Below are 26,354 nucleotides of genomic sequence, written 5' to 3'. Positions count from 1 at the left end.
GCCTACCATGGCGGCGCCCCGAGCCAACGAGTGAGGTTTGCCGTCCGATGACTGACCCGCCTGTTCTAGAACGAGGGGGCAGGAAGGTAGTCGGACGGTGGCAGATCGCGTTCTACAGGCCAGCGTCCATCGAAGCGGTGGCTGCGGACGAAGAGGGCACTCCTTCGCGCTCATCGCCGGGTAAGCGACCTGCGCCGTGACAACTTGCACAAAATTTCCACCGGCCTGACCCGTGAGTTCGGCACGATCGTGATCGAAGATCTGAACGTGACCGGAATGCTGCGCAACCGCCACTTGGCCAGGCACGTTGGTGACGCCGCGTTCAGTGAGTTGCGCCGCCAACTGCACTACAAGGCCGCCTGGTACGGCAGCTGGCTGATTGTCGCCGATCGGTGGCACCCCTCCTCGAAGACCTGCTCGGCCTGCGGCGCGGTGAAAGCCAAGCTCGCCCTGTCCGAGCGCAACTACATCTGCACATCGTGCGGTCTGATTTTGGATCGGGACCTCAATGCCGCACGGAATCTCGCCGCCCTCGCGGGTGGCGTCAGTGACGCCCGGAGTGGCCGGGAGTCGTCAAACGGACGTGGAGCCGACCGTAAGACCCGCTGCAGCGGACCGGTGGCTGTGAAGTGTCAACCCGGCACCGCCGCGGCGGGTCAGACCGGGACCGTCCCACCGCAAGGCGGGACTCCTGTCGGTGCACCTTTGAGCGAACACTGACGGGAACGGTGAATCGTGCTCCGACAGCAGGACGTGGGACACCGGATCGTGGTTCGCCGGATTGTGGGGATTCGCGAAGGCCGGCCGCTCTTCTCCGACGCCCTCGGGGAACTGGTCGAGCTCAGCGAGACCCACATCACGCTGGCGACCACCCAGGGCCCGCTGCGGGTCCCGGTCGGCGAGGTGCACCGGGCCAAGCGGGTGCCGCCGGCCCGCCGGCCGACCGCCACCGCCGTGACGGGCCTGGAGCTGGCCGCCGACGAGGCGTGGCCCGCCCCGGTCCGCGGTCGGCTCGGCGACTGGCTGCTGCGCAGCGCCGCCGGCTGGACCGGGCGGGCGAACTCGGCGCTCCCGGTCGGCGACCCGGACCGCCCGCTCCCGGCCGCCCTGGACGCCGTGGAGCGCTGGTACGCCGACCACGACCAGCCGGCCATGGTCAACACCCCGCTGCCGCTCGCCGCGCCGGTCGGCGCCGAGCTGGACGCGCGCGGCTGGGGCGCCCGGCCGCCGGTGCTGGTACAGACCGTCGCGCTCGCCGCGCTGCCGGCGGCCGCGCCGACCCGCGCCGGCCTGCCGCCGGTCGAGCTGGCGGCCGCGCCGTCGGACGACTGGCTGGCCGTCGCCGCCGGCCGCAAGGGCGGCCTGCCGGACGCCGCCCGGCACGTGCTCACCGCCGTGGACCGGGTCCGCTTCGCCCAGGTGTACGCCGACGGCCGGCTGGTCGCCGTCGGCCGGGGCACGGTCACCGGGCAGGGGCGCTGGCTCGGCCTGACCCTGATCGAGGTGCTGCCCGAGGCGCGCCGGCAGGGGCTGGCCGGCCGGGTGATCCGGTCCCTGGTCGACTGGGGCACGGCGGAGGGGGCCAGCCACGCCTTCCTCCAGGTCGAGCAGCGCAACACCGCCGCAGTGGCCCTCTACCGGGGACTGGGCTTCACCACCCACCACACCTACCTCACCCGCGTCGCCCCAGCCTGAGCCCCGGGCCCGCCGGCCGGCGCCAGCTCGCCGACCTGGCGAAGCCGACCCGAGGTCCGGGGCGCCGGGTGGGTCAGCGGCGGACGACCCGGCGGGGCTTGGCGGCCTTGAGCTGGGCGTACCGCTTGAGCTGCTGGGAGCGATGGTCGAGGCCGAGCGCGGTGAGGATCAGGTAGCCGACCAGCACGCCCGCCCCCGCGGCGGCCAGGTAGAGCCAGATCTGGGCGAAGAAGAGCCCGGCGCCGTTGCCGAACGGGTTCTCGCTGACCAGCAGCGGGGCGACGAACACGGTCAGCGCCAGCGCCACGCCCACCGCGGCGGCGAGGTCACCGGCCCAGCGGGCCACCGGTCGGTCCCGCCCCCAGCGGAACGCGACCGCGGCGAGGATCAGCCCGATCACCACGAACATCGCCAGCGACACCCGGTCCTTGGCGGTGTCGTCCCCGCCGAAGCCGAACTTGATGACCAGCCTGGCCACCACGTTGACCGCGAACAACGCCACCGCGAGCACGCCGACAGCGCGCCACCGCTCCCTCATGTCACGTCTCCCCGCCGTACCGCCCGCCCCTGCGCGGGACTCCTGGCAGGAATATGTACCACCGCGACCTGTGCGGCGTCATCACCCGTGGTGGCGGACCGGTGGCGCGAGGATCTGCCGGAAGCCCATCACCGCGAACGTCATCGCCCCGGCGACGATCATCGCCAGTCCCACCCAGTTGTCGCCGGAGACCAGCAGGTCCCCCTCGGTGGTCCGGACCGAGGCCACCGCCATCAGCGCGAACCACGGCACGGCGGGCAGCGCCACCGCCCAGCGGGTGCCGACCGCCTCGTGGGCGAACCAGCTCAGCGCGATGCCGGCGCCGATCGCCACCAGCGCCGACACGCCGATCAGCTGACCGCCCACCCGAACGGTGGACAGCAGCAGCTCCAGCACCGCGGAGAGCGCCCCGGCGAGCACGGCGATCAGGCCGCCGGCGACCCGCAGCGCGACGTCGAGCGCCGGCCGCGGGCGCGCGGGCGGCACGGCGGGCTCCTGCTCGGGTACGACCGACATCGGCGCGGTCGGCAGGGTCACCGGAGGCCGGCCGCCGCGACCGGGGACCGGTCGGGCCCGTCCTGCGCCAGCCCGGCGAACAGGTCGTCCTCCCACCCGTACGGGCCGTTGCCCGGGCCCTTCTCGCCGACCGCGAGGGTGAAGTACTCCACGCCCATGAACTCGGCGCCGAAGTTGCCGGCGATCGAGTAGAGCCACGAGGTGGCCGGGATCTGGGTGGCGTGCGCCCGCATCGCCGCCTCCTTGGCGGCGTGCTGGTCGGTGGCGTCCATCCGGGCGGCGATCTCCGGGTCGGGGGTGCCGAAGGGCAGCTCGTCGGCGCTCTCGATGCCGGCGAAGGGATTGTCCGACGAGTCGACGAAGTGGTTCAGGCCGGCCTCCAGCACGCTGCGCGGCATGGCCGTCCAGTAGACCTTCGCCGGGGCGACGCCCTCGGCGGCGGCGAGCGCCACCGCCCGCATCGCCACCCGGTGCGCCTGGATGTGGTCCGGGTGCCCGTAGAAGCCGTTGGGGTCGTACGTGATCATGACCTGGGGGCGTACCTCCCGCATGATCTCCACCAGGTGCCCGGCGGCCTCGTCGAGGTCGGCCTGCCAGAAGGCGCGGGGGTGCTCGTTGGTGGTGAGTCCCATCATCCCCGAGTCGCGGTAGCGGCCGGCGCCGCCGAGGAAGCGGTGGTCGGTGACGCCGAGCGCGGCGCACGCGGCGGCCAGCTCGCCGATCCGGTACCCGCCGAGCTGGTCGGCCTCGGCCGCGGCGAGCTGGGCCAGCGCCGGCACGTGGATCTCGCCCTCCTCGCCCAGCGTGCAGGTCACCAGGGTGACGTGGGCGCCGGTCGCGGCGTAGTGCGCCATCGTGGAACCGGTGCCGATGGACTCGTCGTCGGGGTGCGCGTGGACCAGCAGCAGGCGGCGGTCGGGCAGCGTCGTCACGACCGTCACTCTAACCGGCGGTGCTGTCCGGCCGAGCCGGACGCGTCCACGCAGGTCGGCCACATCACGCCCGACCCGGCTCTACGATCCGAACTGTGGACTTTCCCGAGCTGGCCGCCCGTACCCGCCGGTTCAGCCACGGGGCGCCGCGCGCCGTCTCCGTCGCCGACGACGGCTCCCGGGTGATCTTCCTGCGTTCGTCCGGTCCGGAGGATCCCGCCGACGCGCTCTGGCTGCTGGACGTCGCCTCCGCCGAGGAACGGTTGGTCGCCGATCCGGCGACCCTGCTGGAGGCGGACGCCGACCCGGCCGCGCTGGCGCCGGGCGAGCGGGCGCTGCGGGAACGGCTGCGGCTCAGCGCCGCCGGCATCGGCTCGTACGCGCTGGACGCGGCCGGCCGGGTGGCGGTGTTCCCGCTGGCCGGCCGCCTGTTCCGGGCGGACCTGGTGCACGGCGACGTGGTCGAGGTGACCGCCGTCGGGCCGGTGATCGACCCCCGGCCGGATCCGACCGGAGAGCGGCTGGCCTACGTCACCGACGCCGCCGCGGGGGTGCGCCGGGGCCAGCTCCGGGTGGTCGAGTCCGACGGCACGGACACCATGCTCGCCGGCGAGGACAGCGGCGTCACCTGGGGATTGGCCGAGCACATCGCGGCGGAGGAGTTCGACCGCTTCCGCGGCTACTGGTGGGCCCCGGACGGGCGCTCGGTGCTGGCCGCGCGGGTGGACGAGTCCCGGCTGCCGCACTGGCACCTGCACGACCCGGCCGACCCGGCGAGCCCGCCGACCACCGTCGCGTACCCCCGGGCCGGCGGCCCGAACGCCGAGGTCAGCCTGCACCTGCTGGACCTCGACGGCGGCTGGGTCGACGTGCACTGGGACCGCGAGACCTACCCGTACCTGACCTCGGTGGACTGGGCGGACGGCGGCCCGTTGATCACCGTGCTGCGCCGGTCCCAGCAGCACGGCCTGGTGCTCGCGGTGGACCCGCGGACCGGGGAGACCCAGGTGCACGCCGAGCTGGCCGACCCGCGCTGGGTGGAGCCGGTCCCCGGCACCCCGGCGCACCTGCCGGACGGGCGGGTGCTGGTCGGCGGGGAGCTGGCCCACGACGGGTACGACGCCCGCTGCCTGTTCGCCGACGGCACCCTGCTCACCCCGCCGTCGCTCTACGTACGGCGGGTGGTGGGCCGGCTGCCCGCGGGCCCGAACGGACCGGCGGACCTGCTGGTCGAGGCGAGCGAGGGCGAGCCGAGCCAGCGCCACCTGTTCCGGGTCCGGACGGCCATCGGCGGCGGCGTGGACGCCCGCCGGATGAGCGGCGACCCGGGTTGGCACACCGCCACGATCGGTGGCGCGACGCTGGTGGTCGGCACCGCCTCGCTGGAGCACGCGGGGACCAGGTGGTCGGTCTGGCACGACGACCGGGAGGTGGCGCAGCTCCGCTCGCTGGCCGCCACTCCGCCGTCCGCGCCGCGGCCGACGCTGGTCCGGGTGACGGACCGGCGGCTGCCGTCCGCGGTGCTCTACCCGACGGACCACGTGAAGGGCACCCGGCTGCCGGTGCTGCTGGACGTCTACGGCGGCCCGGGGCACCAGGAGGTGATCGCCGCCCGGGCGGCCTGGCTGGAACGGCAGTGGTGGGCCGATTCCGGCTTCGCGGTGGTGACCATCGACAACCGGGGCACGCCGGGGATCGCGCCGTCGTTCGAGAAGGCGATCCACCGGCGGCTTGCCGACGTGATCCTGGCCGACCAGGTGGACGCGCTCACCGCCCTGGCGGACAAGCACCCGGACCTGGACCTGGAGCGGGTGGCCGTGCGGGGCTGGTCGTTCGGCGGCTGGCTGGCCGGGCTGGCGGTGCTGCGCCACCCGGAGCTGTTCCGGTGCGCGATCGTGGGCGCGCCGGTCACCGACTGGACGCTGTACGACACCGCCTACACGGAGCGCTACCTGGGCCTGCCGGACGACGGGATGGACGTCTACGCCCACCACTCGCTGGTGGAACTGGCCGCCGAGCCGGTCGGCGACCCGGCGCAGGCCCGGCCGATGCTGCTGGTCCACGGCCTGGTGGACGACAACGTGCTGGCCGCGCACACGCTGCGACTGTCGGCGGCGCTGCTGGCCACCGGCCGCCCGCACGCGGTGCTGCCGCTGACCGGGGCGACCCACATGGCCACCGGCGGCACCGCCGAGCGCCTGCTCCGGCTGGAGCTGGACTTCCTGCGCCGGCACCTGTAGCGACGCGAAGAGCCCCGGCCGACGTGGTCGACCGGGGCCCTCGAAACGCGACCGCTACTGCTTGACGTACGCGTTCGTGAATGCCGGGTAGCCGAAGATGCTGGACAGGTAGATCCCGCCCACCTTCGAGCCGTGCAGGTAGTAGCCCTGCTCCACGAAGAGCGGCACGGCCGGGGCCAGCTCGGTCATGACCCGCTTGTCGAGCTTGGCCCACTCCTTGCCCTGCTCGCCGGCGGGCATGGCGAGCACCCGGTCGAACTCCTTGTTGATCTCGTCGCTGTTGACGTACGAGGTGTTGCTGTTGCTCTCGGCCTTGATGGTGCGGCCGTCGAAGAGCACCGGCAGGATCGCCGCGCCGCTGGGCCAGTCGGCGGCCCACTGGTCGGTGTAGAGGTCGTACGGGTTGCTCTTCTTGCCGACCTCGTCGAGCTTGGCGTCGGTCGGGATGGTCTTCACCGTGATCTTGAAGCCGGCCTTCTCCAGGTTGCCCTTGAGCTGGGTGGCGAGCTCCGGCGAGTCGTCGCTGATGCCGAGCACCAGCTCCGGGGTCTTACCGGCGAGCAGTTCCTTGGCCTTCTCGATGTTGCCGCTCGGGCCGGCCGGGTAGGCGTCGTACTGCTCGAAGCCGATCGTCGACGGCGGCATCAGCGTGGTGACGGCCTTGGCGCTCGCCTCACCGCCGTACGCCTTGATGAAGCCGTCCCGGTCGATCGCGTAGTTCAGCGCCTGGCGCACCGACAGGTCGGTGACCCGGCTGGTGTTGATGCTGAGCCGCCAGAGGCTGGGGGTCTGACCCCGCACCGAGCGGTCCTTGAGCGTCGCGTCACCGACGACCTTGGCGACCAGCGCCGACGGAACGCCGTTCCAGGCCAGCGCCGTCTGGTCGTCGCCGTTGTCGGAGATCACCCGGTTGGCGCCCGCCTCGGCGTCCGGGCCGAAGCTCCAGACGATCTTGTCCGGGTACGCGTGCCGCACCGGGTCCGTCTTCGGGTCCCAGTTCTCGTTCCGCTCCATCACCAGCTCGACACCGGCGGTGTTCTTGGTGATCTTGTACGGCCCGGAGGAGAACGGCTGGTTGTCCAGGTTGACCCCGGTGTCCTTCTCGGGCTTCAGCGGCGCGGTGTACGGCAGCGACGCGGCGAACGGCAGGTCGCAGTGCGGCTTCGCGAACTCGAACTTCAGCGTCTTCGCGTCCGGCGTGGTCAGGCCCGGGGGCAGCGAGGCCTTGTTCGCCTTGAAGTCCCACTTGGTGTCGTACTGCGGGCTGTCGGCCAGCCACTCCTGCAGGTAGGTCGGACCGCCGGTCAGGTCGGGGTCGAAGGAGCGGGCGATGCCGTACGCGATCTCCTTCGAGGTGATCGGGCTGCCGTCCTCGAACTTCACCCCGTCCTTGATCTTGAATTCCCAGACCTTGCAGTCCTTGTTCACGTCGGTGCCCGGCGTCTCGGCGAGGTCGCCGACCAGGGTCACCTTGCCCGAGCCGTCGTCCTTGAACGTGGTCAGGAAACGGGCGTACAGCGGCGCGTTCATCAGGCCGGCGAACGAGTAGACCCGCTGCGGGTCGATGTGCGAGATCTTGGTCTCCCGGATCACCCGGAAGGTGCCGCCCTTGGCGGCGCCCGGGACCTCGGCGGCCGGGCCCATCGACTCCTTCGGGTCGGTGGCGATCGAACCGCTCTGCACCCGGTCGGCGTCCTTGCCGCCGTCGGTGCCCTTGTTCTCGCTGCACGCCCCCATCACCACGAGCAGTGCGAGCGCTCCGCCAGCGGCGGCTGCCCTCTTCAGGCGCATGTGCGCCCTCCTCCCCTATCTGGAGCCTCGTCAGACGACGTAGGAAAACTACGGTTTGTGTAACAGAGAGCGGTGGATTTCTCCATGCCCTGACCGGTCGGCGTTGCGCTATCGCAACCTGACCCGCGGGTCGATGAAGGCGTAGAGCAGGTCCACCACGATGTTGGCGACCACGATGAAGACCGCGGAGACCAGGACAGTGGCCATGATGGTCGGCAGGTCGCCCGCCTTGACCGCGTCCACGGCCGTCCGGCCCAGCCCCTGGATGCCAAAGGTGGTCTCGGTGATCACCGTGCCACCGAGCGCGCTGCCCACGTCCAGGCCGGCGATGGTGACCACCGGGGTGATCGCGGCGCGCAGCGCGTGTCGCCCGTACACCTTGGGTTTGGCCAGGCCCTTGGCCCGCGCGGTCCGGACGAAGTCCTCCGACAGCGTCTCCAGCATCTGGGCCCGGGACAGCCGGGCGTAGATCGCGGAAAAGAGGAAGGCCAGGGACAGCCAGGCGAGGACCAGGCCGCTGGCCCACTTCACCGGGTTCTCGAAGATCGAGGTGTAACCCGGCGTCGGGGTGACCCGCAGGTTGTACGTGAAGATCAGCAGCAGCACCGCGCCCACGAAGTAGAGCTGCATCGAGGCGCCGGCCAGCGAGAAGCCGATCGCCAGCCGGTCCAGCACAGTGCCCCGTCTCAGCGCGGAGATCATGCCGAGCCCGACGCCCAGCACCAGCCAGAGCACGGCCGCCGGGATGACGATGCTCAGCGTCACCGGGAGCACCCGGGTCAGCGTGTCGGTGACCGCCTCGCTGTTGACGTACGAGTAGCCGAGGCACGGGGCGTCGCACCGGCCGCCCTGGGAGCTACCCAGGTCCCGTCCGGTCACGATGCCCTTCATGTAGTTGGCGTACTGCTCGGGCAGGGGGTCGCGCAGGCCCAGCTCCTCGCGGACCCGCTCCAACCGTTCCGCGTTGCAGTTCTTCGGGCACATGCCGCTGACCGGGTCACGCGGCAGCCCGAAGAACATCAGGAAGCTGAGCACGCTCACCGCGAAGAGGGTGAGCACGGCGGTGAGCAGCCGCCGTACCAGGAATCGGGTCATGACACACCCCTACCGGGACGACTTCGGGTCGAGCGCGTCACGCAGCGCGTCGCCGAGCAGGTTGAAGGCGAGCACGAGGAGGAAGATCGTGACGCCGGGGAAGAAGACGTACGCCGGGTCGGTCTGCAGGTACGGGATGCTCTGGAAGATCATCCGACCGAAGTCGGCGGTGGGTTCCAGGATGCCGATGCCGAGGAAGGACAGCGCCGCCTCGCCGGTGATGTACTGCGGGACCGCCAGCGAGAAGGCGACCAGGATCGGCGCCCAGAGGTTCGGCAGCAGCTGCCGGAAGAGCATGTGCCCCAGCCCGGCGCCGCTGGCCCGGGCCGCCTCCACGAACTCCCGTTCGCGCAGCGAGATCACCTGACCGCGGACCAGCCGGGCGGTGCTGGTCCAGCCGAACGCGGCGAAGACGACGATCAGCACAACCACCTGGAACGCCGGCGGCACCTCCTCGCGCGGGCCGTAGAAGCGCAGCGACGCGGTCGGCACCACGGCGAGGGCGAAGATGAGGAAGGGCAGGGCCAGCGCCACGTCGGTGATCCAGCTGATCACGGTGTCCACCAACCCGCCGAGGAAGCCGGCGAGGATGCCGGCGACCACGCCGATCGCGGTGGTCACCAGCGCGGCGGCGAACGCGATGAACAGCGATGTCCGCATCCCGTAGATCATCCGGATGAAGATGTCGCGGCCGAGCCGGGGTTCGAGGCCGAACCAGTGGTCGCCGGTGATCCCGCCGACGTAGCCCAGCGGCATGCCGTTGCCGTCGAGCCGGTCGGAGAACTGCTCGTTCGGCCCGACGCCGTAGAGCCTGGCGATCAGCGGCGCGGCCAGCGCGAGCACGATGACGAACAGCAGCACGGCGCCGCTGACCATCGCCGTCCGGTCCCGCCGCAGCCGGGCCCAGGCGAGCTGGCCGGGTGAACGGCCGACGATCGACTTCTCGGCGGCCGTGACGGGGTCGGCGGCCGGCTCGATCTCGGCCCGCGCCGCGCCCTCGACCGGGGACAGGCTCACTGCGACACCTCCACGGACTCGCTCGTCCCGACGCTGATCGGCCCCTGCTCGGGGAAGTGGCAGGCGGTGAGTTGCCGGCCGCCGTCGCGGGTGGTCAGGGCGGGTTCCTCGGTGGCGCAGCGGTCCTGGGCCTTCCAGCAGCGGGTCCGGAACCGGCAGCCCGACGGCGGGTTCAGCGGGGTCGGCACGTCCCCGGTCAACCGGATCCGTCCCGCCGGGCCCAGCGTGGTCACGTCGGGGATCGCCGACAGCAACGCCCGAGTGTACGGGTGCTGCGGGCGCTGGTAGATGTCGTCCCGGTCGCCGATCTCCACGATCTTGCCCAGATACATGACCGCGACGCGGTGGCAGAAGTGCCGCACCACGGCCAGGTCGTGGGCGATGAACACGAACGCCAACCCCAGGTCGCGTTGCAGGTCGCGCAGCAGGTTGATCACCTGCGCCTGGATCGACACATCCAGCGCGGACACCGGCTCGTCGGCCACGATCAGCTTCGGCCGCAACGCCAGCGCCCGGGCGATGCCGATGCGCTGGCGCTGCCCGCCGGAGAACTCGTGCGGGTACCGGTTGTAGTGCTCCGGGTTCAACCCGACCAGTTCGAGGAGCTCCTGGACCCGCTTCTTCACCCCACCGGGCGGGGTGATCCCGTTGACCTGCAACGGCATCGCCACGATCCGACCCACCGTGTGCCGGGGGTTCAACGACGCGTACGGGTCCTGGAAGATGATCTGCAGGTCCTGCCGCAACGGCCGCAACGCACCCCGCCGCGCATGGGTGATGTCCCGCCCCGCGAACTCGATCGTCCCGGCCGTCGGCTCCAACAACCGCACCAACATCCGACCGGTCGTGGTCTTCCCGCAGCCGGACTCCCCCACCAGACCGAGGGTCTCCCCCGGCCGCACGTCGAAGTCCAGGCCGTCGACCGCCCGGACAGAACTGGTGGTACGGAAACCACCCCGCACCGGGAAGTGCTTGGTCAGGCCGCGCACCCGCAACAGCGGCTCGTCCGCCGCGCCCGGCGCCGCCGGCGCGGTCTTGGCCTGCACCGTCATCGGGCCACCCCCACCTGTGCAATGTCCTGCCGGTAGAGCCGGGTGCGCTCCTCAGCCGGCAGGTGGCAGGCCACCAGGTGGCCGTCCTCCCCGGCGGAGCGCAGCTCCGGCACCACGGTGCGGGACCGGTCGCCGTTGCGACCGGCGTACCGGCAGCGCGGGTGGAACGCGCACCCCGACGGCAGATTGATCAACGACGGCGGGTTGCCCGGGATCGGCACCAGGTCCGCGTCCGCGTCACCGTGCAACGACGGCACGCTCGACAACAACCCCCACGTGTACGGATGCTGCGGCCGCCGCAGCACCTGCTCCACACTCCCCCGCTCCACCGCCCGACCGCCGTACATCACCAGCACGTCATCAGCCACCTGAGACACCACACCCAGGTCATGCGTGATCAGAATGATCGCCGAATGGAACTCCGCCTGCAGATCCGACAACAGGTCCAGAATCTGCGCCTGCACCGTGACGTCCAGCGCGGTGGTCGGCTCGTCGGCGATCAGCAGATCCGGATCGTTGACCAGGGCCATCGCGATCATCGCCCGCTGCCGCATCCCACCGGAGAACTCGTGCGGAAACTGGTCGAACCGCCGCGCCGGCTGCGGAATCCCCACCCGGCCCAGCATGTCCACCGCCCGCCCCCGGGCCTCCCGCCGACCCGCCCTCGGGTGATGCACCCGGTACGCCTCGGCGATCTGCCGCCCCACCGTGTAGTACGGATGCAACGCCGACAACGGATCCTGGAAGATCATCGCCATGTCCCGGCCCCGCAGCCGCCGCACCTCCTCCTCGGGGATCCCGACGAGCTGGCGGCCACCGACGGTGATCTCGCCGGTGATGGTGGCGCGCTTGGCGTTGTGCAGGCCGAGGATGGCCAGCGAGGTGACGCTCTTGCCCGAACCGGACTCGCCGACGATGCCGAGCGTGCGACCCCGCTCGACCGCGAACGACACCCCGTCGACCGCGCGGACCGCGCCGTCCTCGGTGTCGAACCGGACCCGCAGGTCGTTCACCCGCAGATAGGGCCCCTCGCCGGAGCGCTGCTCCGGCACCTCGGGGCGGTCCGGTTCCCCGGACGGCGCCGACTCCGACCTGCCCACGACCGCCTCCCTCAGTGATGAAGAGAACCTACAGCAAACTTCTGAGGGCGAAAATAAGCTACAAGGCGGGGTCTGTCAGCGGGGCCCAGCGTAACGAGTCGGCATCGGGCATGAACAGTCCTCACCTGGACATCCACGGCCACAACTCGATGTCGTCCCGCGTCGGTCGCACGCCGGGTGCGACCATGGTCGGGGTAACCACGTGAAGATTCCCGCCGACACGAGGTGGAGGTGACCATGACCGCGGCGGTGTTCGGCCACGACGGACCGTGGACCGAAGAGGAGTACCTCGCCCTCGGCGGGACGTCTCAGCGCGTCGAACTCTTCGACGGGAGCCTCCACGTGACCCCAGCCCCCACCCCACGACACCAGAACATCTCCGGCGAGTTGCGGGCGGCACTGCGCCTCCCCGCGCGCGCGGTCGGGTTGCACGTGCTCGAAGCGGTCAACGTACGGCTCCGGCCCGGCCGCATCCCGATTCCCGATCTCGTCATCACCGGCCCCATCGACTTCGACGAGCTCAACGTCGAGGCCAGGGACGTGCGGCTGGTCTGCGAGATCATCTCGCCCAGCAACGCGGCCACCGACAAGGTGCTCAAGATGCACTACTACGCCGCCGCGGGCATCGAATGGTATCTGTTGATCGAGCAGGAGAACGGCACCCTGCATCTCCACCGTCGGCACCACAGCCACTACAAAGAGCAGTCGGTGACCAAGCCCGGCCAGGTCCTGGAGCTGATCGAGCCGGTGCGGGCGACGATCCGGCCGGAAGATCTCGTCCCCTGACGGATGTCGGTCGGCTCGCCTAGGGTCGGTCGCATGACCGAGTTCGACGCGGCGAGCGCCGCCGTCCAGGCCGCCCTCGACGCGGGTGCCCGGTACGCGGACGCCCGGGTGATGCACCGCCGCTACGAGTCGATGTCGGCCCGCAACGGGGACATCGAGGAGCTGACCCAGGACGAGAGCATCGGGCTGGGCGTCCGGGCGCTGGTCGGGTCGAGCTGGGGCTTCCACGCCGTACCGGAGCTGTCGGACGCCGCGGCCCGCGACGCCGGCCGGCGCGCCGCGCGGATCGCGGCCGCGAGCGCGCGGGTCCCCGGCCCGCCCATCGACCTGGTGCCGGTCGAGGCGACCACCGCGAGCTGGGCCTCGGACTGCGCGGTCGACCCGCTCGGCGTGCCCCTGTCGGACAAGGGCGACCTGCTGGTCCAGGCCACCAGGGCGATGCGGGAGCACGGCGCCGACCTGGCCGAGGGGCTCTACCAGATCTGGGACACCGCCAAGTGGTTCGTCTCCAGCGAGGGGCACCGGATCGACCAGCGCATCCGCGAGTGCGGCGGCGGCATCTCCGCCACCTCCATCGGGGACGGCGAGACGCAGCGCCGCTCCTACCCCAGCTACCGGGGCCAGTACGGCACCACCGGCTGGGAGCTGGTCACCTCGCTGGACCTGGCCGCGCACGCCGCCCGGATCGCCGAGGAGTCCCGGGAGCTGCTCACCGCCCCCGAGTGCCCGGCCGGCGAGACCGACCTGATCCTGGGCGGCGAGCAGCTCGCGCTGCAGATCCACGAGTCGGTCGGGCACGCCATCGAGTTGGACCGGATCCTCGGCTGGGAGGCCGCCTTCGCCGGCACGTCCTGGCTGGACCTGGCCCAGCTCGGCTCGCTGCGCTACGGCTCGGAGCTGATGAACGTCACCATCGACCCGGGCCTGCCCGGCGCGCTGGGCAGCTTCGGCTACGACGACGAGGGTTCCCCGGCGGTCAAGCGGGACGCGGTCCGCGAGGGGCGCTGGGTGGGGGTGCTCGCCGGCCGGGACTCGGCCGCCGTCGCCGGTCTCGACTACGGCGGCAGCGTACGCGCCGACGGCTGGGCCCGGCTGCCGATGGTGCGGATGACCAACGTCGGCCTGGAACCCGGCCCGCACACCCTCGACGAGATCATCGCCGCCACCGACGACGGGGTGCTGATGGACATCAACCGCTCCTGGTCGATCGACGACAAGCGGCTCAACTTCCAGTTCGGCTGCGAGATCGGCTGGGAGGTGAAGAAGGGCCGGCGCGGGCGGATGCTGCGCAACCCGACGTACACCGGGATCGGTCCGCTCTTCTGGCGGTCGATGGACCTGCTCTCCAACGAGATCGTGCCCTGGGGCACACCGAACTGCGGTAAGGGCCAACCCGGCCAGACCGGCCACACCGGCCACCCGGCCGCCCCGGCCCGGTTCCGTGGCGTCCGAGTGGGGGTGCGGGCGTGAGCGGCCACTCCGACCGGCAGAAGGGTGCGGGCATGACTGAGCTGGACCTCGCCGGTCAGGTGGTGGAGCTGGTCCGCCGGCTCGCCGGGCCGCAGGCGCAGGTCGAGGTGGTGGCGACCCGGTTCGAGCTGGCGCTGACCCGGTTCGCCAACTCCTTCATCCACCAGAACGTCGCCGAGTCGGCCATCGGGGTGCGGCTGCGGCTGCACGTCGACGGCCGGACGGCCGCCGGCAGCGGCAGCGTGGTCACCCCCGACGGGCTGCGCGCGCTGGTCGAGCGGACGCTGACCGCGGCGCGGCTCGGCCCACCCGACCCGGCATGGCCGGGGCTGACCCCGCCGTCGGCGGTGCCGCCGGCCGCCGACTGGGACGAGGCCACCGCGCACGCGGACCCGGACGAGCGGGCCGCCCGGGTACGCGCCTTCGTGGACGCCGTCGGCGGGCTGGAGGCGGCCGGCTACTGCCGTACCGCGCACCGGTCCGGGGCGTTCGCCAACTCCGCCGGCCACAGCGCCCAGGGCCGCTCCACCGAGGCGGCGATGGACGGCATCGCCCGGGCCGGCGGGGCGGACGGGGTGGCCCGGCGCTGCGCCGACCGCCTCGCCGACCTCGACGGCGCCGCGCTCGGCGCCCGGGCGGCCGCGAAGGCGCGCGCCGCCGCCGACCCGGTCGAGCTAGCCCCGGGCCGGTACGAGGTGGTGCTCGAACCGGCCGCCGTCGCCGACCTGTTGCAGAACCTCGCCTGGTACGGCTTCAACGGCAAGCGGTACGCGGAGCGGCAGTCCTTCGCCGAGCCGGGCGTAGCCCAGTTCGACCCGGTGGTGACCCTGGTCGACGACCCGCTGCGCGGCTCTGCCCTCCCGTACGACCCGGAGGGGACCGCCCGGCGGGCGCTGACGCTGGTGGACGGCGGCGTCACCCGGGCGGTGGCGCACGACCGGCGCAGCGGTGCCCAGGCGGGAGCCGGTTCCACCGGTCACGGCGGGCCGGGCAGCACCACGTTCGGGCCGATCCCCCACAACCTCCGTCTCGTCGCCGAACCCCCCAGCGGCGGCCCCGACGGCGACCGGCCGGCGGTGGAGGCCGGGGCGGTGGCCGACGGGGACACCGCCGAGCTGGTCGCCGGGATGGAGCGGGGGCTGCTGGTCAGCGACTTCTGGTACACCCGGGTGCTCGACCCGAAGCGCCTGGTCATCACCGGTCTGACCCGCAACGGGCTGTGGCTGGTCGAGGACGGGGTGCCGACCCGGGCGGTGCGCGACTTCCGGTTCACCGAGTCGTACCCGCGGGCGCTCGGCCCCGGCGCGGTGCGCGGCCTCGGCCGGCGGCCGGTCCGGCAACCGGACCGGGTGGACGGCGTCTGGTGGGAGGCGCCACCGCTGCGGCTGGCCGCCTGGAACTTCACCGGCGGGGCCTCCGGCTGACCCGCGCCGGTCGCCCCTTCCTAACGTCCGCACATCGATCATGCTCCGGGGGCTTTCCAACGTGCGGGACACACGGGACACTGCGTTGCGCGGCCGGGCCGCGAAGATCGGCGTAACGTGTGTCACTTGACTGCACCGGTACGCCGGTGTGGCCGCCTGCGTGCGCAAGACGTGGCAGTGGACGCGGTCTCGCCGGTCCGCTGACCGGTACGGAATGTGATCCGCCGCCCGCGAGGGCTGCCCGTCAGGGAGACGAACTCGAATGACATCAACGGCAACGAAGCCGCGGGGGGCGCGGGCACGCGCCGTGATCGCGGCGAAGACGTTGCGGACCGACCGCTGGTGGCTCGCCCCACTGCTCACCGTCATCGGGCTCGGTGCCTGGGTCGCGTACGCGACGGTCCGGGTCTTCATGCACAAGTGGTACTGGGTGGACGCGTACCACTACCTGACCCCGTTCTACTCCCCGTGCGTGACCGAGCGGTGCACCGAAGGTTCCTCGCACTTCGGCAGCTTCCTGCCCGGCTGGTGGATCATTCCGGACGCGGCGCTGACCCTGCCGTTCCTGCTGCTGTTCCGGCTGACCTGCTACTACTACCGCAAGGCGTACTACCGGTCGTTCTGGTTGTCGCCGCCGGCCTGCGCGGTGCCGGACGGGCACCAGGCGTACGGCGGGGAGACGCGGTTCCCGCTGCTCGGCCAGAACCTGCACCGCTACTTCTTCTACGCCGCCGCGATCATCTCGCTGATCAACACGTACGACGCCATCTACGCGTTCCACTCGCCGAAGGGCTTCGGCTTCGGCCTGGGCAACCTGGTCCTGCTGGTCAACGTGGTGATGCTCTGGGCGTACACCATCTCCTGCCACTCCTGCCGGCACATCATCGGTGGCCGGCTCAAGCACTTCTCGAAGCACCCGGTGCGTTACAAGGCCTGGACGTTCATCTCCTGGCTGAACGTCCGGCACATGCAGCTCGCCTGGATCACCCTCGGCACCCTGGCCCTCACCGACTTCTACGTCATGGCGGTGGCGGCCGGCTGGTTCAACGACCTGCGCTTCATCAACTAGAGGCCTTGGACATGACTGAGACGCGAATCGAACGACACCACTACGACGTCGTCGTGATCGGGGCCGGCGGCGCCGGCCTGCGCGCGGCGATCGAGGCCCGACTGGCCGGCAAGAAGACGGCGATCATCTCCAAGTCGCTGTTCGGCAAGGCGCACACGGTGATGGCCGAGGGCGGCGCGGCCGCCGCCATGGGCAACGTGAACAGCCGGGACAGCTGGCAGGTGCACTTCCGCGACACCATGCGCGGCGGCAAGTTCCTCAACAACTTCCGGATGGCCGAGCTGCACGCGAAGGAGTCGCCGCAGCGGATCTGGGAGCTGGAGACGTACGGCGCGCTCTTCGACCGTACGAAGGACGGGAAGATCTCGCAGCGCAACTTCGGTGGCCACGAGTACCCGCGCCTGGCGCACGTCGGCGACCGGACCGGCCTGGAGCTGATCCGCACCCTGCAGCAGAAGATCGTCTCGCTCCAGCAGGAGGACAAGCGCGACCTCGGCGACTACGAGGCCCGGATCAAGGTCTTCGCCGAGACCACCATCACCGAGCTGCTGCTCGACGGGGACCGGGTGGCCGGCGCGTTCGGCTACTACCGGGAGTCCGGCGAGTTCATCCTGTTCGAGGCGCCGGCCGTGGTCCTCGCGACCGGCGGCGTCGGCCGGTCCTACAAGGTCACCTCGAACTCCTGGGAGTACACCGGGGACGGTCACGCGCTGGCGCTGCGCGCCGGAGCCACCCTGATCAACATGGAGTTCCTCCAGTTCCATCCGACCGGCATGGTCTGGCCGCCCTCGGTGAAGGGCATCCTGGTCACCGAGTCGGTACGCGGTGACGGCGGCGTGCTGAAGAACTCCGACGGCAAGCGGTTCATGTTCGACTACGTCCCCGACGTCTTCCGCAAGCAGTACGCGGAAACCGAGGAGGAGGCGGACCGCTGGTACGACGACCCGGACCACAACCGGCGTCCGCCGGAGCTGCTCCCCCGCGACGAGGTCGCCCGCGCGATCAACAGCGAGGTCAAGGCCGGTCGCGGTACGCCGGCCGGCGGCGTCTACCTGGACATCGCCTCCCGCAAGTCCGCCGAGGAGATCCGCCGCCGACTGCCGTCGATGTACCACCAGTTCAAGGAGCTGGCGGACGTCGACATCACCCAGGAGCCGATGGAGGTCGGCCCGACCTGCCACTACGTGATGGGTGGCGTCGAGGTGGACCCGGACTCGGGCGCCGCGTTCGGCACCGTACGCGGGCTGTTCGCCGCGGGTGAGGTCTCCGGCGGCATGCACGGCTCGAACCGGCTCGGCGGCAACTCGCTGTCGGATCTGCTGGTCTTCGGCAAGCGGGCGGGCGGCCACGCCGCGTCGTACGCCGACCAGTTGACCTCGCGCCCCAAGGTGCCGGTCGCGGCGGTGGAGACCGCGGTGGAGACGGCGCTGGCGCCGTTGCAGCGGGACACCGGGGAGAGCCCGTACACCCTCCAGCAGGACCTCCAGGCGGTGATGGGGGATCTGGTCGGGATCATCCGGCGCGAGGGTGAGCTGGTCGACGCGCTGGCCCGGCTGGCGGAGCTGCGTGAGCGGGTGGCGAAGGTGAGCGCGGCCGGCGGCCGGCGCTACAACCCGGGCTGGCACCTGGCGCTGGACCTGCGCAACATGCTGGTGGTCTCGGAGTGCACCGCGAAGGCGGCCCTGGAGCGACAGGAGTCCCGCGGCGGGCACACCCGTGAGGACCACCCGGCGATGGACCCGAAGTGGCGGCGGGTGAACCTGGTCTGCGCGCTGGACGGCGACACCGTCCGGCTGACCCACAAGCCGCTGCCGAAGATGCGCGCCGAGCTGGTCGGCCTCTTCGACCGGGCGGAGCTGGCCAAGTACCTGACCGACGAGGAGCTCGCGGAGTTCGACGCCCTCGCTGAGGAGGCGGGCAAGTAATGGGGACCAAGCGACAGTTCCGCATCTGGCGGGGCGACGAGAACGGCGGCGACCTGCAGGACTACACGGTCGAGGTCAACGAGGGCGAGGTGGTCCTCGATGTCATCCACCGGCTCCAGGCCACCGACGCGCCGGACCTGGCCTGCCGGTGGAACTGCAAGGCCGGCAAGTGCGGCTCCTGCTCGATGGAGATCAACGGTAAGCCGCGGCTGAGCTGCATGACCCGGATGTCGACGTTCGAGGAGGCGGAGACGGTCACCGTCACGCCGCTGCGGACATTCCCGGTGATCCGGGACCTGGTCACCGACGTGTCGTTCAACTACGAGAAGGCTCGGGAGACGCCGGCCTTCGCCCCGCCGGCCGACGTCGCGCCGGGCGACTACCGGATGCAGCAGGTGGACGTCGAGCGCTCGCAGGAGTTCCGCAAGTGCATCGAATGCTTCCTGTGCCAGAACGTGTGCCACGTGATCCGCGACCACGAGGAGAACAAGCAGGCCTTCTCCGGTCCGCGGTTCTTCATTCGGGCCGCCGAGCTGGACATGCACCCGCTCGACGCGAAGACCGACCGCAAGGAGTACGCGCAGCAGGAGCAGGGGCTCGGTTTCTGCAACATCACCAAGTGCTGCACCGAGGTCTGCCCCGAGCACATCAAGATCACGGACAACGGGATCATCCCCATGAAGGAGCGGGTCGTCGACCGCAGGTACGATCCCCTTGTGTGGCTTGGTAGCAAGATCTTCCGGAGGGGTCAGGTGCCTCAGACCAGCGTGACCAGCGGGCATTCCAGCGGTGCGATGCGCGCCGGCGCCGCCCAGGCCGGGGTGCACTCGCACGCCGGCGGCTCGCACGACGCGGCGGCCGAGTCGGAGGCCCAGCAGGGCGTCAACTGGCACCGCGAGGTGCCCCACCCGACCGCTCCGGCGGTGGACGCCAACGGCAAGCTGCCGCTGACGGAGCTGACCTTCGACCGGGCGGCGGCGCCGTCGCCGTTCGGCGACGACGTCACGTTCCCACTGCCGCCCGAGCACCTCAACTTCGCTCACCCGAGCCAGGACGAGCCGAAGCACTGAGCACGACGACAACACCGAGACGGGGGCCGCGGCGAATTGCCGCCGGCCCCCGTCCCGTTTCCGCCCCGCTGTCCGCTTTCCCCGGTCATCCGGTGGCGAGCAGTGGGCGGAGGGCGGCGACGATGGGGGCGTCGGCGGGGAGCCAGGTGACGGAGTCCAGTTCGGCGGCGGTGAGCCAGCGCAGCTCCGAGTGCTCCAGCAACGTCGGCTGGTCGCCGTGCAGCAGGCGGGCCGCGAACACCTTGAGCACCGAGCGGCCGTGCGCCATCCGGACGTCGCGGCCGACCCGGTCGCCGATCTCCACTCGTACGGCGAGTTCCTCGGCGCACTCCCGGATCAGCGCGGCGGTCTCGCTCTCGCCCGGCTCGACCTTGCCGCCAGGGAACTCCCACCGGCCGGCGACCTCGGGCGGCGCGGAGCGCGCGCAGGCCAGGACCCGCCCGTCGGCGATGATCGCCGCTCCGACGACCACCTTCGGCTCGCGCCGGTCGGCCTGTCCGTTTCCGCTAACCCATTCGGTCCGCACGGGCGTCCAGCGTGCCAGATCAATCGGCGGTTTGGGTAGCGCAGCCGACCGTCAGGCCAATAGAACACGGAACTGTGGGCGTGGACACACCCTCTGTGCGACGACAGACTAGAGGTCGTCTACGAGGACACGGGACGGCGACGATTTGGCCACAAGCCGGCAACGACGCCTGGGAGGTGCGGTGATGCGTGTGCTGTTCAGCGGCCGGGCAAAGCACGACTACCTCAGCGACGCGCTCACCCTGCTGTCCGGGTGGACCCGGGAGGGCGAGCAGATCCGCCGCACCATGGTCCTCGACGACACCCAGCACGCGGCCCTGACCGAAAGGGTCAAGGTGGTGGCGGACGCGCTGCGCCTGCGCCCCGAGATCAGCCGCCGGGCCGACCAGACCCACATCCGGGTCGGGCACGGCGACGGCGAGCCGCTGACCGAGGGCGAGGTCCTGCTGGCCGCCCGCATCGAGGACGCCTTCCGCGCGGTCACCGACTCCTGACCGGGCCCGGCCCCGGCCGACGGGCCCGCACCCGAGGCCCTTCCTGCCATGAGCGATATACCTGGCAGGCATATTCATGACTGCCAGGTATACCGCTCACCGGGCACGTGGTCGTCGAGGCCGCGACTGGTGATCCCGAGCTACGCCGGGACGGACCCCCACCACATCTCCTGACCCCTATCCTGATCAGTCATGGCGGATCTCCACGCGCACTTCACCGACCTGGCTGACGTCGAGGCCAAGCGCGCCGAGCTGGAACGGGTGGTCCGGGAGATCATCCGCCCTAACGAGGCGGCCTGACATCGACCGGCGCCTCGCGGCCATCTACGACGCGGAGAACCGGTGGGGCCGCGACGACGACTACTTCCTCGCGGCGGTTGGCGAGACCCCGGCGGCGCGGGTGCTCGACCTCGGTTGCGGCACCGGCCGTCTCACCCTCGCGCTGGCCGCCGTCGGCCACACCGTCACCGGCGTCGACCCGCACCGGGCCGCCCTCGATGCCGCGCGGGCCAAGCCGGGCGCCGACCGGATCGCCTGGATCGAGGGCACCTCCCGGGTCCTGCCGGACGCGGCGTACGACGTCGCGGTGCTGGTCAGCCACGTGGCGCAGGAGATCCAGGCGGAGGACGACTGGACGCGGACCCTGGCCGACCTGCGCCGGGCGCTGGTGCCCGGCGGCCGGCTGGTCTTCGACTCCCGCGACCCGGCGGCCCGCCGCTGGGAACGCTGGAACCCCACGGACTCCCGGCGCCGGCTCGCGCTGCCGGACGGCACCGTGGTGGCGGCCTGGACCGAGCTGACCGAGGTACGCGACGGCCTGGTCAGCTTCGTCCACCACTACGTCCTGCCGGACGGCGACGAGCTGCGCGGCCAGGGGACGTTGCGGTTCCGGACCGAGGCGGAGCTGCGGGCTGCCCTGGCCGGCGCCGGCTTCACGGTCGAACGGATCCACGGCGGCTGGGCCGGCGAGCCGGTGGGCGAGAGCTCGGACGGGGAACTGGTCGTCGTCGCCCGCGCCGGCACCTGACCCGTCCCGCGGTGATCGCCAGGGCCGTCCGCAGCCGTGAAGGGGTCGGCGCCACGGGCGGCGTCGCACCCCGTCGGTACGCTCGCCACCTTGGGCCGGCGACCACCCCGTGACACCGATTCCGGGATGGGACGGCGGCCGGGCCTACCCGCTCGACTTCCACCCGCTGGAGCTGGGTGCGGAAGCGCTGCGCAACCTGTGCGGCTTCGTCCTGGAGGGCCGGCCGGCGCCGGACGACATCGAGCCGTTCGACGTTCACCTGCACGGATTCCACGTCACCGATCCGACGGGCGCGGAGGCGGCGGCCCGGGAGGCGGCCATGCGGGCCGCGCTCCGGGCCGTGAAGCCGCCAGGCAGGTTCCGGTACGCCCCGGACGGCAGCCTGGTCGAGGTGGACGGCCGCTGATCCGGCGGCGTACGCCGTCCGGCACCGCCTCGGCGGTCAGCAGGCCAGCGGTTTGCCGGTCTCCAGCAGCGTCTTGAGGTCGCTGAGCACCTCGCTCCAGCCACCGCCGGCGTTGGGCACCTCCCCGGCGACCAGCGCCGCCACGCTCGGCGCCTCGGTGACGTCGTGGACCACGGTCAGCCGGGTGACGCCGGGTGCGGTCTCGTCGAGCTCGTACGTCAGGCGGGTGGCCGGTTCGGCGGCGGCCTCCGCACCCCACACGGGGTGCCACGTCTGCACCAGGCGGCGCGGCGGGTCGACCTCGACGACCTCGCCCTCGACGGCCACCTCCGGCACGCCGGTCGCCTTCATCTCGGCGCTGGCCAGGCCCTGGTAGCGGCCGCCGGGGCGCAGCTCGTAGTGGGCGGGCGAACGGTAGCCGTACCGCTCGCTCCACTCGGGATTCGTGATCGCCGTCCAGACCGCCTCCGGCGTGGCCTGGATGTAGATCCGGTGCACCTGGACGGTGCGCGTGGTGCTGGTCATCACCGGTCCTCCAACTCGGTCTTCAGGTCGACGAGTGCCGACGCGTGATGCGCGGTGTATTTGTCGATCCACCGGTCGTGGATCTGGCGGATCGGCACGGGGTTGAGGAAGTGCAACTTCTCCCGACCCGATCGGCGGGTCACGACGAGTCCCGCCTCCTCGAGCACCCGCAGGTGCTTCATGACGCCGAACCGGGTCATCTCCAGCTCGGACTCCAGCTCGGTCAGGGTCCGCCCGTCGCGGGCGAAGAGCAGGTCGAGCAGGAAGCGCCGGGTCGGGTCGGCGAGCGCCCTGAACACCAGGTCGTCATCGGGCACGATCTCAACATAGGTGACCGTCTGGTCACATGTCAACGTCGTAGCCGCGCCACGGCATGCCGGGCCGGCCCGGGTTGCGCGACCAGGACGGGGATAATCGTCCGAATGCGGGGGCGATTCGCGATCATCAACCGGTGGCGCGCCACTCACCACCGCGCCGTACGCCGGTTACGCCGCGCGTTCCTCGTGGTCATCGTCGCGGCGGTCCTCCTGGGCGGCGGCACCGTCGCGAGCGTGGCCTGGATCCGCGGCGGCGCCGAGGGCCACATCTTCACCGAGGCCGACGTGCCGGACGAACCGGTCGCCCGGGTCCTGGGCACGAAGGTGGAGGCGGACGGCACGCCGTCGCCGTTTCTCACCGCCCGGCTGGAGATCGCGCAGCGCCTGTTCACCGCCGGCAAGGTCCGCGCGATCCTGGTGTCCGGCGACAACATGCACGCCGGCTACAACGAGCCGGAGGCGATGCGGCGCTGGCTGCTCGACCACGGCCTGCCGGCGGAGAAGGTCGTGATGGACTACGCCGGCTTCGACACGTACGACTCGTGCGCGCGGGCCAAGCGGATCTTCGGGGTGGACCGCGCGACGGTGGTGACCCAGTCCTTCCACCTGCCCCGCGCGGTCGCATTGTGCCGGCACCTCGGCATCGAGGCCAACGGGGTCGGCGACGACACCGCGCGACGGTACGCCCAGCGGTGGCGGGCCAGCTCCACCCGGGAGTACGGCGCCTGTGTGAAGGCGGCGACCGACGTCCTCTCCGGGCGCGACCCCGTCCACCTCGGCCGCCGCGAGACCGGCGTCGACGACGCCCTCCGCGACGACTGACGACCCCACATCCGGGCCCGCGTGGAAGGCTCTCAGCGGGTCAGCCGGCTGGCGCACGGTCCGTCGTGGTCGGCCCGGAGGAGGCAGCGCCGGCCGCCCGGCAGCCGCAGGTCGCAGAAGACCCGTTGGCGTATGCCCTGGTCGTCCTCGGCGGAGACGGTGGTCTCCCCCGGATCGGCCGAGGACAGCAGGCTCGCCCAACGGGCCACCACCCGGGCCAGTCGCACCGCGCCGACCAGGTCACCGGCGGCCACCGGCAGGTGGATGACGAAGCGCTCCCGCTCGGCAAGCCGGCCCTTGGGCACGCGAGTGCGCGAGACGCCGCAACGCAGAAAGCTCGAAGTCCCGCCGGGCGCAACGGTGGTGGCTCGGATGCCCAGCGGAAAGGAACGCCGGTCGATGCAGCTCGACGAGGGCGTGCCGGTCCTGGAGATCCGCGACCCGAAGGGCAATGTCGAGGTCCTGCCGGGCGACGAGGTCGAGCTGACCCGCCCCGCGTGAACCCGCACGAGGGCGGCCGATTCGCCGAGACGAGCGACCTGGACGACGGCTACCTCAGGCTGGCGTACCGGGCGGTGAAGAGCCGAGTCGGGCTCTTCACCGACGTGGCGCGGCCGGCCCGCGAACGCGGCCACGGCGACGTGCTGGACGCCTGGGGCGACGACCTGGCCCTGCTGGACCGGGCGGCACGCCCCTGACCCGTCGGCTCCGGCCGATATGGTCGGAGCGTGGCGAAGCTGGGCGAGGAGACACTGGCGGCGATCGGCCGGATGACCGTCGCGGCGACCGAACTGGAGCACGTGCTGGCCGGGATCGGTGCGAGCGGTGCCGACGCGGAGGCGGACGCGCTCTTCGGCCGCGCGGGCGCCCCGCTCGATGCCGCCCGCGAGGCAGCCCGGCGCATGCCGACGGCGTGCCGCGCGGAGTACGTCAACCTGGTCGAGGGCGCAGACGCCCTGCAGCTGCTGGTCGCGTCCACCGTGGGCGGAGTACGCCGGCTCATGCGGAGCCGTCCCGGTTCGACCAGGCTGGGCCGCATGACGTCTCCGACGACGACCGCGACCGGACGCCGGGGCGGCCCGGTGGTCGGGTTCCTGGTCCTGCTCTGGGTCTGCGCCCTGCTAGCGCTGGCCTGGTGGGTGTTCAGCGTCGGCATGCGGCAGTGGGCCGCCAACTACTCGGACCGGCCCGCCGACCTCGACGGACTCCAGCGACAGGCGAACCTCGCCCTGCTGATCGCGGCGCTGGTGGCGGCGGGCGGGCCTGCCGTGATCGCGCTCGTGGCGTACCGGCTGCGGCTGGTCCGCACCGCGATCGTCTTCCTGGTGCTGGCCGTCGCGCTCGCGATCCCCGGCCTGCTGGTCGCCGCGCACGCCTACCGGGACCTCACCCCGGCCCCTGCGCCGGCCGGGCCACCCGGCCACTGCGTGGAACTGAGCGGCGGCGACACCCGCTGCCCGGGCGGATAGTGACGCGGACGGGCTGGCCGCACCGCCCCCACGCAGGGCCGGAGTCCTGGTACATTCCCGCTTCGCCTTGATCGAAAGAGGAATGCCGCATGTCCAGCACGGGGGCCGGGTCCGAGGCAGCATCAACGCCGGACGGCGTACCGGATCCGGATGGGGCATCGACACCAGCCTACGAGCCGCCGCTGCCGTACGCGCCGCCCGTGGGAGAGCAGCCGCCCGCGACGGTGCCGCCGGTCGGACCGCAACCGCCGATGGGCTGGGCGCCGCCGCCACCCGCCCCCCACAACCGTGGCCTGGTCATCGCCGTCGTGACGCTGAGCGTGCTCCTGCTGGTGGCCTGCGCCGGCCTGGCCGGCGGAGCGTTCCTGCTGCGTTCCGCGGAGAACCTGCCGTCCGGCCGGGCGTCCGAGGCTCCGCTGTCGCGCGCGGACGACCGCCTCCCCTCCGCCGGTGCCACGCCCACCGAGAGCGCGGAACCCGTGCAGCAGGGGCCGTACGCCAGCGAGTACCCGGCGAGCAAGAGCTCCGATCTGGACCGGGTGTGTGACGACAACGTCTACTACCCGCAGTCGCCGAAGCGGGCCGGCAAAGCCCCGCACCCGGTAGTGCTGCTCATGGAGGGCGGCTCGGGCATCCGCTTTCAGAACGGCACCTACTACTACGACGAGGGCCTGTCGAAGCGGGCGGAGCAGACCTGGGCGGCCGAGGACGCCAGCAAGGTGCAGATGGTCGCCTGCCTCGACCGGGTCAGCACCGGCGCGACCATCCGCCGCTGCCGGTTCGACGAGCCGAAGCCGTTGACGTTGACGCTGCTGCGGGCCGGTTGGCGGCTTCGGGTGTACGAGGTGGCGACCGGCCGGAAGCTGCTAGACAAGGCCATGACCGGGGACGACCAGAAATGCCCGTACGTGGTGCTGGCCGGCCCGGACAAGAAGATCTACGCCGAGGTCAGCAACCAGGCGGTGCTCGCCGCGCTCCGCAAGCTCGTCACCAGGTGACGGCACGCCACTTGGCCGGATCCAGGCGCCCCCAGATCCCCGATCCCGACG

At 71.8% G+C, this 26,354-nt stretch carries 27 protein-coding genes and 2 pseudogenes; 17 read left to right on the top strand and 12 right to left on the bottom strand.

Going from position 1 to position 26,354, the window contains the following annotated elements; translation table 11 throughout:
- Window positions 1-120 precede the first annotated feature (120 nt).
- Together OG799_RS33710 and OG799_RS33705 are read left to right on the top strand one after the other, a co-directional pair.
- Window positions 121-720: pseudogene (locus OG799_RS33710) on the top strand (RNA-guided endonuclease InsQ/TnpB family protein); the annotation flags it as partial.
- Window positions 721-735: 15 nt separating this feature from the next.
- Window positions 736-1,695, top strand: coding sequence for a GNAT family N-acetyltransferase (locus tag OG799_RS33705; protein ID WP_406041089.1), 960 nt, complete (start codon window positions 736-738; stop codon window positions 1,693-1,695).
- 73 nt (window positions 1,696-1,768) lie between these two features.
- Here the strand turns inward: OG799_RS33705 and OG799_RS33700 are convergent, their stop codons facing one another.
- The 3 genes from OG799_RS33700 to mshB form a co-directional block, all read right to left on the bottom strand.
- Complete coding sequence (locus tag OG799_RS33700; protein WP_406041087.1) at window positions 1,769-2,233, bottom strand: hypothetical protein; 465 nt, start codon at window positions 2,231-2,233, stop codon at window positions 1,769-1,771.
- Window positions 2,234-2,314: 81 nt separating this feature from the next.
- A complete protein-coding gene (locus OG799_RS33695) occupies window positions 2,315-2,749 on the bottom strand; it encodes a hypothetical protein (RefSeq protein ID WP_406046483.1) in 435 nt (144 codons plus the stop codon).
- A 17-nt stretch (window positions 2,750-2,766) separates the two neighbouring features.
- On the bottom strand, window positions 2,767-3,690 hold the full coding sequence (gene mshB / locus OG799_RS33690; protein WP_406041085.1) for an N-acetyl-1-D-myo-inositol-2-amino-2-deoxy-alpha-D-glucopyranoside deacetylase: 924 nt from the start codon (window positions 3,688-3,690) through the stop codon (window positions 2,767-2,769).
- Window positions 3,691-3,776: 86 nt separating this feature from the next.
- Between mshB and OG799_RS33685 the strand changes: the two genes are divergently transcribed.
- Complete coding sequence (locus OG799_RS33685; RefSeq protein WP_406041083.1) at window positions 3,777-5,921, top strand: prolyl oligopeptidase family serine peptidase; 2,145 nt, start codon at window positions 3,777-3,779, stop codon at window positions 5,919-5,921.
- A 54-nt stretch (window positions 5,922-5,975) separates the two neighbouring features.
- On the opposite strand, the gene OG799_RS33680 is transcribed toward OG799_RS33685, so the two are convergent.
- The 5 genes from OG799_RS33680 to OG799_RS33660 all read right to left on the bottom strand — a co-directional run bounded on the left by OG799_RS33680 (window position 5,976) and on the right by OG799_RS33660 (window position 11,976).
- Window positions 5,976-7,712: an ABC transporter substrate-binding protein gene (locus OG799_RS33680; protein ID WP_406041081.1), complete on the bottom strand. Its 1,737-nt coding sequence runs from the start codon at window positions 7,710-7,712 to the stop codon at window positions 5,976-5,978.
- 108 nt (window positions 7,713-7,820) lie between these two features.
- Window positions 7,821-8,807: an ABC transporter permease gene (locus OG799_RS33675; RefSeq protein WP_406041079.1), complete on the bottom strand. Its 987-nt coding sequence runs from the start codon at window positions 8,805-8,807 to the stop codon at window positions 7,821-7,823.
- Between the two features lie 9 nt (window positions 8,808-8,816).
- Entirely contained in the window at window positions 8,817-9,824 is a 1,008-nt protein-coding gene (locus OG799_RS33670; RefSeq protein WP_406041076.1) for an ABC transporter permease, read from the bottom strand.
- Entirely contained in the window at window positions 9,821-10,876 is a 1,056-nt protein-coding gene (locus OG799_RS33665; RefSeq protein WP_406041074.1) for an ABC transporter ATP-binding protein, read from the bottom strand. The genes OG799_RS33670 and OG799_RS33665 overlap by 4 nt, the downstream gene beginning before the upstream one ends.
- The gene (locus OG799_RS33660) at window positions 10,873-11,976 is read right to left on the bottom strand and encodes an ABC transporter ATP-binding protein (RefSeq protein ID WP_406041072.1); all 1,104 of its coding nucleotides are present in this window, start codon (window positions 11,974-11,976) and stop codon (window positions 10,873-10,875) included. The genes OG799_RS33665 and OG799_RS33660 overlap by 4 nt, the downstream gene beginning before the upstream one ends.
- Before the next feature lie 237 nt (window positions 11,977-12,213).
- Here OG799_RS33660 and OG799_RS33655 point away from each other — a divergent pair, with 237 nt between their 5' ends.
- From OG799_RS33655 to OG799_RS33630, 6 genes are all read left to right on the top strand, one after another.
- Window positions 12,214-12,762 (top strand): Uma2 family endonuclease, encoded by a 549-nt coding sequence (locus tag OG799_RS33655; RefSeq protein ID WP_406041070.1) that lies wholly within the window; start codon window positions 12,214-12,216, stop codon window positions 12,760-12,762.
- Between the two features lie 33 nt (window positions 12,763-12,795).
- Entirely contained in the window at window positions 12,796-14,232 is a 1,437-nt protein-coding gene (locus OG799_RS33650) for a TldD/PmbA family protein (protein WP_406041068.1), read from the top strand.
- Between the two features lie 32 nt (window positions 14,233-14,264).
- Complete coding sequence (locus OG799_RS33645; RefSeq protein ID WP_406041066.1) at window positions 14,265-15,656, top strand: TldD/PmbA family protein; 1,392 nt, start codon at window positions 14,265-14,267, stop codon at window positions 15,654-15,656.
- A 262-nt stretch (window positions 15,657-15,918) separates the two neighbouring features.
- The gene (locus tag OG799_RS33640; RefSeq protein WP_406041064.1) at window positions 15,919-16,725 is read left to right on the top strand and encodes a hypothetical protein; all 807 of its coding nucleotides are present in this window, start codon (window positions 15,919-15,921) and stop codon (window positions 16,723-16,725) included.
- An 11-nt stretch (window positions 16,726-16,736) separates the two neighbouring features.
- Entirely contained in the window at window positions 16,737-18,650 is a 1,914-nt protein-coding gene (locus OG799_RS33635) for a fumarate reductase/succinate dehydrogenase flavoprotein subunit (protein ID WP_406041062.1), read from the top strand.
- Entirely contained in the window at window positions 18,650-19,720 is a 1,071-nt protein-coding gene (locus OG799_RS33630; RefSeq protein WP_406041060.1) for a succinate dehydrogenase/fumarate reductase iron-sulfur subunit, read from the top strand. Before OG799_RS33635 ends, OG799_RS33630 begins: the two co-directional genes overlap by 1 nt.
- Before the next feature lie 85 nt (window positions 19,721-19,805).
- Here OG799_RS33630 and OG799_RS33625 read toward each other — a convergent pair whose 3' ends face one another.
- Window positions 19,806-20,246, bottom strand: a complete 441-nt coding sequence (locus OG799_RS33625; RefSeq protein ID WP_406041058.1) for a (deoxy)nucleoside triphosphate pyrophosphohydrolase — start codon at window positions 20,244-20,246, stop codon at window positions 19,806-19,808.
- A 184-nt stretch (window positions 20,247-20,430) separates the two neighbouring features.
- Between OG799_RS33625 and OG799_RS33620 the strand changes: the two genes are divergently transcribed.
- The 3 genes and pseudogenes from OG799_RS33620 to OG799_RS33610 form a co-directional block, all read left to right on the top strand.
- Window positions 20,431-20,739: a 4a-hydroxytetrahydrobiopterin dehydratase gene (locus OG799_RS33620; RefSeq protein WP_406041056.1), complete on the top strand. Its 309-nt coding sequence runs from the start codon at window positions 20,431-20,433 to the stop codon at window positions 20,737-20,739.
- Between the two features lie 301 nt (window positions 20,740-21,040).
- Window positions 21,041-21,766, top strand: coding sequence for a class I SAM-dependent methyltransferase (locus tag OG799_RS33615; RefSeq protein WP_406046482.1), 726 nt, complete (start codon window positions 21,041-21,043; stop codon window positions 21,764-21,766).
- 97 nt (window positions 21,767-21,863) lie between these two features.
- Window positions 21,864-22,172, top strand: a pseudogene (locus tag OG799_RS33610) (DUF6928 family protein); the annotation flags it as partial.
- 36 nt (window positions 22,173-22,208) lie between these two features.
- On the opposite strand, the gene OG799_RS33605 reads toward OG799_RS33610, so the two are convergent.
- Window positions 22,209-22,697, bottom strand: coding sequence for an SRPBCC domain-containing protein (locus OG799_RS33605; protein ID WP_406041054.1), 489 nt, complete (start codon window positions 22,695-22,697; stop codon window positions 22,209-22,211).
- The gene (locus OG799_RS33600; protein WP_406041052.1) at window positions 22,697-23,014 is read right to left on the bottom strand and encodes an ArsR/SmtB family transcription factor; all 318 of its coding nucleotides are present in this window, start codon (window positions 23,012-23,014) and stop codon (window positions 22,697-22,699) included. The genes OG799_RS33605 and OG799_RS33600 overlap by 1 nt, the downstream gene beginning before the upstream one ends.
- A 105-nt stretch (window positions 23,015-23,119) precedes the next feature.
- Between OG799_RS33600 and OG799_RS33595 the strand changes: the two genes are divergently transcribed.
- Entirely contained in the window at window positions 23,120-23,836 is a 717-nt protein-coding gene (locus OG799_RS33595; RefSeq protein ID WP_406041050.1) for a vancomycin high temperature exclusion protein, read from the top strand.
- Window positions 23,837-23,868: 32 nt separating this feature from the next.
- Here the strand turns inward: OG799_RS33595 and OG799_RS33590 are convergent, their stop codons facing one another.
- Entirely contained in the window at window positions 23,869-24,141 is a 273-nt protein-coding gene (locus OG799_RS33590; RefSeq protein ID WP_406041048.1) for a hypothetical protein, read from the bottom strand.
- A 67-nt stretch (window positions 24,142-24,208) separates the two neighbouring features.
- Between OG799_RS33590 and OG799_RS33585 the strand changes: the two genes are divergently transcribed.
- From OG799_RS33585 to OG799_RS33570, 4 genes are all read left to right on the top strand, one after another.
- The gene (locus OG799_RS33585) at window positions 24,209-24,337 is read left to right on the top strand and encodes a hypothetical protein (RefSeq protein ID WP_406041046.1); all 129 of its coding nucleotides are present in this window, start codon (window positions 24,209-24,211) and stop codon (window positions 24,335-24,337) included.
- Window positions 24,334-24,534, top strand: a complete 201-nt coding sequence (locus OG799_RS33580) for a hypothetical protein (RefSeq protein ID WP_406041044.1) — start codon at window positions 24,334-24,336, stop codon at window positions 24,532-24,534. Before OG799_RS33585 ends, OG799_RS33580 begins: the two co-directional genes overlap by 4 nt.
- A gap of 30 nt (window positions 24,535-24,564) precedes the next feature.
- Entirely contained in the window at window positions 24,565-25,305 is a 741-nt protein-coding gene (locus OG799_RS33575) for a DUF6234 family protein (protein WP_406041042.1), read from the top strand.
- Between the two features lie 200 nt (window positions 25,306-25,505).
- Window positions 25,506-26,303 (top strand): hypothetical protein, encoded by a 798-nt coding sequence (locus OG799_RS33570; RefSeq protein ID WP_406041040.1) that lies wholly within the window; start codon window positions 25,506-25,508, stop codon window positions 26,301-26,303.
- Window positions 26,304-26,354: the final 51 nt, after the last annotated feature.

This window comes from Micromonospora sp. NBC_00898, from assembly GCF_045207895.1.
In the GTDB taxonomy this organism is placed as follows: domain Bacteria; phylum Actinomycetota; class Actinomycetes; order Mycobacteriales; family Micromonosporaceae; genus Micromonospora.
Note: the sequence above shows the minus strand (reverse complement) of the source record. Positions and strands in the feature narration are given on the sequence as shown.

What these genes read in the sequence shown, in the direction of transcription:
- OG799_RS33645 (WP_406041066.1), top strand. Translation starts at nt 14,265, where the DNA reads ATGACTGAGCTGGACCTCGCCGGTCAGGTGGTGGAGCTGGTCCGCCGG.
- OG799_RS33585 (WP_406041046.1), top strand. Translation starts at nt 24,209, where the DNA reads ATGCCCAGCGGAAAGGAACGCCGGTCGATGCAGCTCGACGAGGGCGTG.
- OG799_RS33605 (WP_406041054.1), bottom strand. Translation starts at nt 22,697, where the DNA reads ATGACCAGCACCACGCGCACCGTCCAGGTGCACCGGATCTACATCCAG.
- OG799_RS33650 (WP_406041068.1), top strand. Translation starts at nt 12,796, where the DNA reads ATGACCGAGTTCGACGCGGCGAGCGCCGCCGTCCAGGCCGCCCTCGAC.
- OG799_RS33595 (WP_406041050.1), top strand. Translation starts at nt 23,120, where the DNA reads ATGCGGGGGCGATTCGCGATCATCAACCGGTGGCGCGCCACTCACCAC.
- OG799_RS33640 (WP_406041064.1), top strand. Translation starts at nt 15,919, where the DNA reads ATGACATCAACGGCAACGAAGCCGCGGGGGGCGCGGGCACGCGCCGTG.
- OG799_RS33635 (WP_406041062.1), top strand. Translation starts at nt 16,737, where the DNA reads ATGACTGAGACGCGAATCGAACGACACCACTACGACGTCGTCGTGATC.
- OG799_RS33655 (WP_406041070.1), top strand. Translation starts at nt 12,214, where the DNA reads ATGACCGCGGCGGTGTTCGGCCACGACGGACCGTGGACCGAAGAGGAG.
- OG799_RS33675 (WP_406041079.1), bottom strand. Translation starts at nt 8,807, where the DNA reads ATGACCCGATTCCTGGTACGGCGGCTGCTCACCGCCGTGCTCACCCTC.
- OG799_RS33695 (WP_406046483.1), bottom strand. Translation starts at nt 2,749, where the DNA reads ATGTCGGTCGTACCCGAGCAGGAGCCCGCCGTGCCGCCCGCGCGCCCG.
- OG799_RS33700 (WP_406041087.1), bottom strand. Translation starts at nt 2,233, where the DNA reads ATGAGGGAGCGGTGGCGCGCTGTCGGCGTGCTCGCGGTGGCGTTGTTC.
- OG799_RS33620 (WP_406041056.1), top strand. Translation starts at nt 20,431, where the DNA reads ATGCGTGTGCTGTTCAGCGGCCGGGCAAAGCACGACTACCTCAGCGAC.
- OG799_RS33665 (WP_406041074.1), bottom strand. Translation starts at nt 10,876, where the DNA reads ATGACGGTGCAGGCCAAGACCGCGCCGGCGGCGCCGGGCGCGGCGGAC.
- OG799_RS33680 (WP_406041081.1), bottom strand. Translation starts at nt 7,712, where the DNA reads ATGCGCCTGAAGAGGGCAGCCGCCGCTGGCGGAGCGCTCGCACTGCTC.
- OG799_RS33630 (WP_406041060.1), top strand. Translation starts at nt 18,650, where the DNA reads ATGGGGACCAAGCGACAGTTCCGCATCTGGCGGGGCGACGAGAACGGC.